Annotated in this window: 7 protein-coding genes and 1 riboswitch; of the genes, 2 read left to right on the forward strand and 5 right to left on the reverse strand. The window is 39.1% G+C overall.

Annotated elements, in window-relative coordinates:
* Positions 1–26: 26 nt before the first annotated feature.
* Genes H3Z82_RS15505 through H3Z82_RS15525 form a run of 5 tightly spaced genes read right to left on the reverse strand, consistent with a single transcriptional unit; the run spans position 27 to position 6,859 of the window.
* Positions 27–440, reverse strand: a complete 414-nt coding sequence (locus tag H3Z82_RS15505; protein WP_182206406.1) for an RrF2 family transcriptional regulator — start codon at positions 438–440, stop codon at positions 27–29.
* An 18-nt stretch (positions 441–458) separates the two neighbouring features.
* Positions 459–1,631, reverse strand: a complete 1,173-nt coding sequence (locus tag H3Z82_RS15510) for a trans-sulfuration enzyme family protein (protein ID WP_182206407.1) — start codon at positions 1,629–1,631, stop codon at positions 459–461.
* Positions 1,632–1,691: 60 nt separating this feature from the next.
* The gene (thrA, locus tag H3Z82_RS15515; RefSeq protein ID WP_182206408.1) at positions 1,692–5,087 is read right to left on the reverse strand and encodes a bifunctional aspartate kinase/homoserine dehydrogenase I; all 3,396 of its coding nucleotides are present in this window, start codon (positions 5,085–5,087) and stop codon (positions 1,692–1,694) included.
* The gene (locus H3Z82_RS15520; RefSeq protein WP_182206409.1) at positions 5,088–5,540 is read right to left on the reverse strand and encodes an OsmC family protein; all 453 of its coding nucleotides are present in this window, start codon (positions 5,538–5,540) and stop codon (positions 5,088–5,090) included.
* Positions 5,541–5,551: 11 nt separating this feature from the next.
* Positions 5,552–6,859 carry an O-acetylhomoserine aminocarboxypropyltransferase/cysteine synthase family protein gene (locus H3Z82_RS15525; RefSeq protein WP_182206410.1) on the reverse strand — a complete coding sequence of 436 codons (1,308 nt, stop codon included), beginning with the start codon at positions 6,857–6,859 and terminating at the stop codon, positions 5,552–5,554.
* Between the two features lie 132 nt (positions 6,860–6,991).
* Positions 6,992–7,114, reverse strand: a riboswitch (SAM riboswitch).
* Between the two features lie 404 nt (positions 7,115–7,518).
* Between H3Z82_RS15525 and metK the strand changes: the two genes are divergently transcribed.
* Together metK and H3Z82_RS15535 are read left to right on the forward strand one after the other, a co-directional pair.
* The gene (gene metK / locus H3Z82_RS15530) at positions 7,519–8,811 is read left to right on the forward strand and encodes a methionine adenosyltransferase (protein WP_182206411.1); all 1,293 of its coding nucleotides are present in this window, start codon (positions 7,519–7,521) and stop codon (positions 8,809–8,811) included.
* Between the two features lie 147 nt (positions 8,812–8,958).
* Entirely contained in the window at positions 8,959–10,503 is a 1,545-nt protein-coding gene (locus tag H3Z82_RS15535) for an IS1182 family transposase (protein ID WP_182203050.1), read from the forward strand.
* The last annotated feature ends 122 nt before the right edge of the window (positions 10,504–10,625 follow it).

Consider the following 10,625-nt stretch of genomic DNA (forward strand, 5'->3'; position numbering starts at 1 on the left):
TAAAAATAACAGGTTTTTTTGCGAAACTAATATTTAGCCAAATCAGCTAAAGACGTTTCTCTGTAAATTTTTAAATTACTATCACGTACTCGGATCATCAGAAGATGCACCGCACATTCTGCTTCGTTTGGACAATCCTCGCACTTTTCGTAGTAATTTAAACTTACACATGGCACCATTGCAATGGGACCTTCCAATACTCTCATGACCGTGGTCATTTTAATATCGTTTGGATCTTTAAGTAAATAATATCCACCACCTTTTCCTTTTTTGGATCCTAACAGTCCACTTTTGCGAAGGGTTAACAAGATACTTTCTAAAAACTTAAGTGAAATATTTTCCATTTCGGAAATGGTTGCAATGGACACAGGAACATTTTGTTCTTGTCTCGCCAAATAAGTCAGCGCCTTAATTCCGTATTTCGTCTTTTTTGAAAGCATCCGGTAAAGATACTTTTTTTATATATATTCCAGGGCTTGTTTCAAATCTGCAATAATATCATCAAAATGTTCCAATCCCACTGAAATACGCACCAATCCGTCAGAAATTCCGGTTTCGAGCCGCTCCGATTCGCTCAACTTGCTATGGGTTGTACTTGCCGGATGCGTCGCAATGGAACGTGTATCGCCTAAATTGGCAGATAACGATAGCATTTTTAAATGATTCAAAAATTGACGTCCAGCTTCAATACCTCCCTTAACCTCAAAAGCAACAACATTTCCTCCTTGCTTCATCTGTTTTTTGGCCAATTCATATTGGGGATGAGATTTCAAAAAAGGATATTTCACCAAAGCCACCTTATCGTGCGCTTCTAAAAACTCAGCAACTTTGAGCGCATTCTCACAGTGTCTATCAACTCTAACCCCTAATGTTTCTAAACTTTTAGAAAGAATCCAAGCGTTAAATGGCGACAATGCCGGTCCGGTATTTCTTGAAAACAAATAGATTTCCCGAATTAAATCGGCTCTTCCCACTGTTGCACCACCAAGAACTCGACCCTGTCCATCAATCAATTTTGTAGCCGAATGGATTACCAAATCAGCGCCAAATTTTATGGGATTTTGTAAATACGGCGTCGCAAAACAGTTATCAATAATATAAATCAGATGGTGCTTTTTGGCAATCTGTCCCAAAAGTTCCAAATCCAAAATATCCACTGCCGGATTGGTGGGACTTTCCAAATACAAAATCTTGGAGTTTGGCTGAATAAGACTTTCAATTTGGTCAACTTCATCTACTTTGAAGTAACTGGTTTCTATATTCCACTTTGGTAGAAACTTTGTGAATAAAGTGTTGGTTGAACCAAAGATGCTCCGTGCCGACACAATATGATCTCCTGCATTCAACAAAGCCGCAAAGGTGGAAAACACGGCTGACATTCCTGTAGCGAAAGCGTACCCACTTTCGGCACCTTCCAGTTTACACATTTTATCTATAAACTCAGAAGTATTCGGATTGGTGAATCGGCTGTAAATATTACGTTGTTTTTCTTCCGCAAAAGATGCTCGCATATCCTCAGCATCTTCAAAAATGAAGCTCGACGTTAAATATAAGGGTGTGGAGTGTTCTAAATATTCTGACCGCTCCATTTGTGTTCTGATAGCGTCGGTTTCAAATTTGTTGTTGCTCATAGAGTTTTTTTTTGACCTCACAGTTTTTCAAAACCCGTGAGGTCTGTGAAACGATCTTTTCTAATTTATATGTTTTGATAATCGTAAGATATCGCCAAAAACACCTCTTGCCGTTACCTCTGCTCCTGCACCCGCGCCTTGTATGACTATGGGTTGCTCGCCGTAAGATTCTGTGAAAATCTCGAAAATAGCATCAGAACCTTTGATATGACCTAAAGTGCTATCCAACGGAATGGAAACCAATTTGACGTCCAGATTCCCTTTATCTTGGGATAAATCTCCCGACAAATCACCCACATAGCGTAGCACATGACCTTCTTTTTGTTGGTCTTTTAAGGTTTGGAACTTATTATCCAAAACTTCCAATTGTTTTAAAAACTCTGAAGTTGGAATCTCACGATATGCTTCAGGAATTAGATTTTCAACAAAAATATCGTCAAATTCATTCTGCAAATCAAGTTCTCTTGCCAAGATCAACAGTTTCCTTGCCACGTCATTTCCTGAAAAATCTTCACGCGGATCTGGTTCGGTAAAACCTTTATCAATGGTTTCTTGTATAATTGTACTGAACGGTTTATCCTGCACTGAAAAATTATTGAATAAATAACTCAAGGTTCCTGAAAACACACCTCTGATTCTTGTGATATTCTCACCAGATTCATGGAGTAATTTAATCGTATCAATTAATGGTAAACCTGCACCAACAGTGGTTTCGTACAAGTAATTTTTTTTGTTGTTTTCTAAATTCTCTCTAAGTTTAGTATAGAAATCGTGAGAAATCGTGTTGGCTATTTTATTGGAAGACACTAAATCAAATCCAGCCTCTACCAATGGGATGTAATTTTTGTAAAACTCAGAACTTGAAGTGTTATCCACAGCAATTAAGTTTTCCAAATGATGTGTTTTTGTGAAGTCAATGATGTCTTGAACGGTGTATCCTTTTGAAGTTTGTTCCAACTCCTGCTCCCAATTGTCTTCAGCTCCTTTTTTGTTCAGCAGCACTTGTTTGGAATTGGCAATCGCGAAAACATTCAAGCTGATCCCTCTTCGGTTTTCAATATCATTTTTTGATTTTAAAATCTGATTGATCAGAGCACCACCTACACCTCCATGTCCAAAAATGGCAATATTGATTTTTTTAGAAATCCCAAAAACCTCGCCGTGTATCACATTAACCGCTTTGTGCAATTGGTTTTTTCTGACTACCAAACTCACGTTTTTACCAGTGACAGTATTATTGAATAGTAATGGGGTGATTTGATTTTTGATTAAAGCGTTAAACGGTTTATGAAACGATCCCAATTTAATACCGATTATTGAAATGACCGAGACATCATCAATTACCGCAATCTTGCTTACATCTTGCGAATAAAAATCGTTTTCAAACTCACGCTCCAAAGCGATAACCGCTTGAGTGGCTTTCTCAGCATCAATCACCAAACCAATTCCACGTTCAGAAGATCCTTGTGAAATGATACTCACACTAATGTTATGCTGACTTAATGCTTTAAAAATCCTGGCATCCACACCAACTTTTCCTAATAAGCCTCGGCCTTCAAAGTTAATTAAGGCTACATTGTCCAATACCGATAAAGACGTCACTTCCTTAGTATTGGCTTTAGCTGAAATCAAAGTGCCTTCATCGTCAGGATTAAAAGTATTTAAAATCCGGAGTTTGATGTTTTTTTCCAATAATGGAATGATGGTTTTAGCGTGTAAAACCGTAGTTCCAAAATTGGCAAGTTCATTCGCTTCTGCAAACGACAGTTCCCTTATTTTTTGGGCATCCTCAACCAATTCAGGATTTGCGGTATATATACCATTAACGTGTGTATAATTTTGAAGTTCTTCAGCATCTAAGTAATTGGCCAATAATGAGGCCGAATAATTACTGCCGTTGCGTCCCAATAAAGTGGTTTCATTATTGGCGTTGGAACCAATAAATCCGGTCACAATATTGACCGTCGTCCCACCAAATTGTTTAAAATGAGCTAAAACATTTTCACGAGATGGTTTTTCAAGCGGTTGTGAATTAAGAAAATCACCTTCAGTTTTAATCAACTTTGTAGCAATGGTTGCATTTGCATTAATCCCTTCTTCCTTCAGCAAAGCGGTAATCAATTTGGCCGAAATGATTTCGCCAGCGGCTAAAACCTCGGCTTTTATTTTATCACTATAGTCACCTAAAAGCTTGACGCCTTGGAAAATGTTTTCCAAAGCAGAAAACTCTTCAGTGAAATCAACATTTGACGATGGCTCTGATTGATAGTTCTTAAAGGCTTCAAAATCTTCCTGAAAATCTTCTCTTCGTGACGCTTTGGTCAACATACTTTCCAGCGCATCAGTTGCCTTACCTCGTGCGGAAACGACAACGGCAATTTTCTCGTGGTCCTCTACTTTCTTCTTTATAATGTCAATAGTGCGTTGTAAGCCTTCGCCATTCACTAATGATTTCCCCCCAAATTTTAATATTTTCATTTTTTTATGTGCTGTATGTGGCCTAAAAATGGGCTCTATGATTTTTTCCAATTGTTCAAATTCTATTAAAAAGGCATCATGACCATGGTCTGAATTAATTTCACTGTAAGTCACGTTTGGATGCGTTAATGCTAATTGTTTTTGAGTTTCGCGATTTTCTTCAGCTGTAAAAAACAAATCGGAATCCACCCCAACGATGGTGATATTTGAATTGATGGCATTTAGGATATCGGCATTATCACCATTATTTTTGGTGACATCAATAGTTTTTAACAGTTGATTCATCAGCTTATAAGCTGATAGCTGGAAGCGTTCCTGCAGTTTATTACCATGGTGCAATAACCAACTCTCCACATTAAAGATTTTCAAATCGTCGTTCTTGCTGCGTTGAAATCGTTCTTTAAAAGATTTAGGTGTTCTGTAGCACAACATGGCATGCATTCTGGCATCGTGAACGGGATTGCTGGAGTTGACCAGAAATTGCTCTTGGATCTGACAATTTGCAATGAGCCAATCGGTAGATTTCCAATCGGTTGCTACCGGAATTAAATGCTCGGCCAATTCTGGCGCCAAAAACGCCATTTCCCAGGCAATACCTCCACCTAATGAACCGCCTATCAAAGCAAAAAGTTTTTCGATTTTTAATTCTTCCAAGCCTTCCAAAAATAAACGGGCGATATCTCTTGCTACAAAATCTTTGTAATTTTCAATTACAAAACCATCGTAGCCATTCCCCGGAATATTGAAAGATAAAATGGTATAAACATTCGTATCGATTACTTTATCAGGACCAATCAAATCCAACCACCAACCACCTTCTCCAGCAACATTACTATTGCCAGTTAGTGCATGATTGACTAATACAATCGGTGCGTTGCCTAATGCTTGACCAAAAAGTTGGTAAGACAATTTCAAAGAAATTGCCTTACCACTCTCCAATTTAAAATCTTGAATTTGAATGAATTTTAATTGTGACATTTATTGAACTTCATATTGTTTCTCCACACTCACATTTACAGGAGTGCTATTGGTTAAATTGTCTTTTACCGGGCATCGTTCTTGAACTATTCTTAACCATTCGGCTAAAGTTTCAATTGAAGCATCGGTTTCTGGGACCAATTTTAAATCTATTTTCTTAAAACCTGCCCTATCATCACCAGGGAGTCCAAACAATTTGTTGGCGTTGATATTTCCAGTTACCTCTATGTTTAATTTGGTAATTGTAAAGCCTAATTCTTTTGCAACCAAATGTCCAACTACATTTAAACATCCAGCTAAACCTGCTAAAATATATTCAACCGGATTGGCATTTTCATCCGTTCCACCCAAACCTTCAGGCTCGTCAACAATTAACTTGAACTGCCTGGTTTTGGCAACAAACTTTGCTGCAGAAGCGCTTTCGCCCTGCACACTAAATGTTAAATCGCTCATGATTACAGTGTTTATTGGTTAGACGAATTTTGCAAAAGTGTCTCACTGACGACTTTAAATGCCTGTTTTAAATCGGCTTTTAAATCGTCAATATGCTCCAAGCCAACTGATAGACGGATTAAGTCTTTGGTTGTACCTGTTGTCTCCTGGGCTTCATCAGACAATTGCTGATGTGTGGTACTTGCAGGATGAATAATAAGCGATTTGCTATCACCTATATTAGCCAACAATGAGAACAACTCGGTTTTGTCCGCAATAATCTTTGCAGCTTCGTAACCGCCAACAACACCAAAAGTCACTAATCCGCTTTTACCTTCAGGAAGATATTCATCGGCCAACTTTTTATAAGGACTGCTGTCTAATCCAGGATAGTTTACCCAAGTTACTTCCTCTTGTTCTTGCAACCATTTTGCCAATTCCAAGGCATTTTTACTGTGTTGTTTGATACGCAGTTCCAAGGTTTCCAAACCTTGAATAATTTGAAATGCATTAAACGGGCTCAACGCAGAACCATAATCCCGTAGTCCTTCAATACGTACTTTAGCAATAAACGATGCATTTTTCAAAACGTCGGCATAAACCAATCCATGATAACCTGGAGACGGCTCAGTAAACTCTGGGAATTTCCCGTTGGCCCAATCGAAATTTCCTGCATCAATAACGGCACCACCAATAGCGGTTCCATTTCCGTTTACATATTTTGTCAACGAATGGATGACAATATCAGCCCCATGTTCAATAGGCTTTACTAAATAGGAGGTAGCTACGGTATTATCAACAAATAAAGGCACCTTATTTGCTTTTGCTACTTTAGAAATTGCTTTGATATCCAAGACATCCAGTTTCGGATTTCCTAAAGATTCAATAAAGACGACACGTGTGTTTTCTTGTACAGCTTTATCAAAATTATCGGGATCTGAAGGATCTACAAATGTGGTCGTGATGCCATGTCTTGGCAAAGTCACATTCAACAAATTATAGGTACCGCCATACAGACTATTAGAAGCCACAATATGGTCTCCAGCTCTTAAAAGCGTGAGTAAGGACGTGGCTATTGCGGCCATTCCTGAAGAGGTGACCACCGCTGCAATACCACCATCAAGTGCCGCTAAACGCTGCTCTAAAATGTCATTGGTTGGGTTGTTGATACGGGTGTAAATGTTTCCTGGTTCTGCCAATGCAAATAAGTTTGCGGCATGATCAGAATCTTTGAAAACAAAAGCTGTAGATTGATAAATTGGTACGGCTCTGGTACCTCCATTGGATTGGACATCGTGCCCTGTGTGCAACGCTTGGGTTGCGAATTTTTGTGTACTCATTTTTCTAATTTTTTGAGTTAATAAATGAATTAAAACAACCCCGAAAACTTTCGGGACAATTGCGTCATCACTGACGAACCTAATAGAAAAATGTTAAAAAGAAAATTATAATTACAGATGAGTAATTATATATAGTTATCTATCCAATTGCCTGATAAATGAATCAACAATTAAGTAGAATTTAGCACCTTCTCCATTTCTAAAGGGTTGCTAAGGCTTCATCGGGTCTAATCCCTCTGCCTTTCTTGATAACACTTCAATAAGTTTTTGAACTTGTGAACACAAATATTGCAATACAAATGTTACAATTCCAAATAATACCTGATCTTTTTTTAAATTATCAAATTTTTTCGTCTCTATATTTAACCACAAACCCTTTTATATAAAGGCCATTAGGCATCATAAATTATTTTCAATTTCTTTTTTAAAAGTTAATTTTAACTGAAATAAAATGAAAACGATTTGCCATCCATTTAATTTTTTTACTTTTGCCCCATCATAATTGAGAGGACAGATTTGACTGATTGCAACCTCTTCTGAATCGGAAGTTCCGAGGATGAGTCCCACCAAAATTGTGGGATAAAAATGCTAAAGGCAGTGCAAACTACCTTCGACGCGCAACGTCAAATCTTCCGTAAACTTATAATAAACAAAAGATTATGGCGTATTTATTTACTTCAGAGAGCGTTTCTGAAGGGCACCCAGATAAAATAGCAGATCAAATCAGTGATGCATTAATAGACAACTTTTTAGCCTTTGACAAGGATTCAAAAGTTGCTTGCGAAACCCTGGTCACTACGGGGCAGGTTGTTTTGGCTGGCGAAGTAAAATCACAGACCTATTTGGACGTGCAAAAAATAGCGCGAGATACCATCAACAAAATTGGCTACACGAAAAGTGCTTATATGTTTGATGGCAATTCTTGTGGGGTATTTTCAGCAATACATGAGCAGTCTGACGACATCAATAGAGGTGTTGACAGAGCCACCAAAGAAGAACAGGGCGCGGGAGACCAAGGGATGATGTTTGGTTATGCCACCAGCGAAACCGAAAATTATATGCCGTTGGCGTTAGATCTTTCGCATCGGCTGATGATTGAATTGGCGGCATTGCGCAGGGAAAATAACGACATTACCTATTTACGACCAGATTCAAAAAGTCAAGTTACCATTGAGTATAGTGATGACAACATCCCCCAACGCATTGATGCCATTGTAGTGTCAACCCAGCACGACGACTTTGTAAAACCAAAATCAGACTCAAAAGCCGATATTGCTGCTGCTGAAACTGAAATGTTGGAAAAAATTAGAAAAGATATTATTAACATCTTAATTCCGAGAGTTAAGGCAGGACTTCCTGAGCACATTCAAGTGCTGTTTAATGATGATATTACCTACCACATCAATCCTACAGGGAAATTTGTTATCGGTGGGCCTCACGGTGACACCGGACTTACAGGACGAAAGATTATTGTAGATACTTATGGTGGCAAAGGTGGCCATGGCGGTGGCGCATTTAGTGGAAAAGATCCAAGCAAGGTGGATAGAAGTGCCGCTTATGCCACACGTCATATTGCTAAAAACCTGGTTGCTGCCGGTATATGTGAAGAAATTTTAGTCCAGGTAAGCTATGCCATTGGCGTGGTAGAGCCAACTTCCATCTATGTGAATACGTATGGCACTTGTCCGTTCAATTTGACCGATGGTGAGATTGCCGATAAAGTATATGAGATCTTTGATATGCGTCCAGCAGCCATTGAAGAGCGTTTAAAACTCCGTCAACCCATGTACAGTGAAACCGCTGCCTATGGGCACATGGGACGCGTGAATGAAACGGTTTCCAAAACATTTGAACAATTTAATGGCACTAAAAAAACGCTTGATGTAGAGCTGTTTACTTGGGAGAAATTGGATTATGTAGATAAGGTGAAAGAAGCATTTGAAATTAATTAGAATTAAGACTGCTTCGCTTTTAGAATCAACCTAAGTGCCGGCAGGAATCAAGACTTTATTAAACATAAAAGAGGCTGTCTAAAAAGGCAGTCTCTTTTTTTATGCTTTAGATTTAGAAAAAAGCTTTGATTTTCGTATCTTAATGTTATGAAAAGCAACGTTATATGGAAGACCAATAGCCAGTCACAATTGAGTCTTCTCCCACCCAGTTATAATGATTTTGTTCCAGAGCATCATCCCGTGCGTATCGTCAACAGCATTCTTGATCAAATAGATATCAGTTCCATAGAAAGGACCTATAAAGGCGGTGGCACCTCGAGCTATCATCCCAGGGATCTGCTCAAAATTTTGGTCTATGCTTATCTTCGCAACTTATATTCATCCCGTAAGATCGAACAGGCCTTGGGTGAGAACGTCCATTTTATGTGGCTCGGCGGCTGTATCCAGCCTGACCATAATACCATCAGTAATTTTCGATCGGGAAAACTCAAGGGAAAGTTCAAAAAGATCTTTAACCAAGTTGTCATTCTGCTGGCAGAACAGGGCTACCTGAGCTTAAAGGACATCTTTGTTGATGGCACCAAGATCGAGGCCAATGCCAATCGCTATACTTTTGTTTGGGGAAAGAGCATCAAGACCTCGCGCACGCGCATTGAAAAACAGCTCAAGGATTTATGGCGCTATGTAGAGACCGTATATGCAGAGGAAGAACAAAAGCCCAACCAGCCTGATAATTTTAAAGCCATAGATCCCAATGAAGTATCCCAAACGATCGATAAGATCAACCGGGCTCTCCAGGGAAAGGATGTTGATAAGAAAGTAAAACAAAAGCTCAATTATGCCAAGAAGAACTGGCCAAAGAATATTGCCAAATACAATAGCTACGAAGCGCAGATAGGCGGGCGCAACTCCATGAGCAAGACGGATCCCGACACCACCTTTATGAGGATGAAAGAAGACCACATGCTAAATGGCCAGCTCAAACCAGGTTATAATCTACAGGCAGCCACCAACAACCAGTTCATAGCAAACTACACCCTTGCACAGACCACGGCAGACACTGCCACACTTATCGAGCATACCGAAGATTTTATAAAAGGTTATGGAAAACCGCCCGAAAGACTGACGGCCGATGCAGGCTATGGCAGTGATGAAAACTACACCTACCTCGAAGACAATGATATTGAGGCTTTTGTAAAATACAATTACTTCCACAAGGAACAGTTGGATGAAAAACGTGGCAAGAACAAAAATCCTTTTGCAGCAGATAAGCTGTTCTATAACGATGAAGCAGATACCTATTATTGCCCTATGGGGCAGCCGATGGATAATATAGGGAGCTATGTGAGAAAAACAGCTACCGGATATGAACAGAAAATAGACAGATATCAGGCTAAAAACTGTATAGGCTGCCAGCTTAGAAGCCTGTGCCATAAATCAAAAAGCAATCGTATTGTAGAGAGGAACCACAAGCTGGTCAGGCTTAAGGCAAGAGCGAAACAAAAATTATTGAGTCCACAAGGTATTGCCCACAGAAAACAAAGATGTTGGGATGTGGAGGCAGTATTTGGTAACATAAAACACAATATGAACTTCAGAAGGTTCATGTTAAGGGGCCTTGATAAGGTAGAAACAGAAATAGGCCTCATTGCCATGGCGCATAACCTTAAAAAAGTGAGTTTAGCGATGTAAGAATCGCTTTGCCCAATTTTAACCCAGAACTAATTGCCCAATTATCCGAGCAAATCCATAATGAAACCAAAAGAACCAAAAAAATAAAAGGTCGCCTAAATAGTTTTTAGACGACCTCTTTT

The organism is Gelidibacter maritimus, from assembly GCF_014062315.1.
GTDB lineage: Bacteria > Bacteroidota > Bacteroidia > Flavobacteriales > Flavobacteriaceae > Gelidibacter > Gelidibacter maritimus.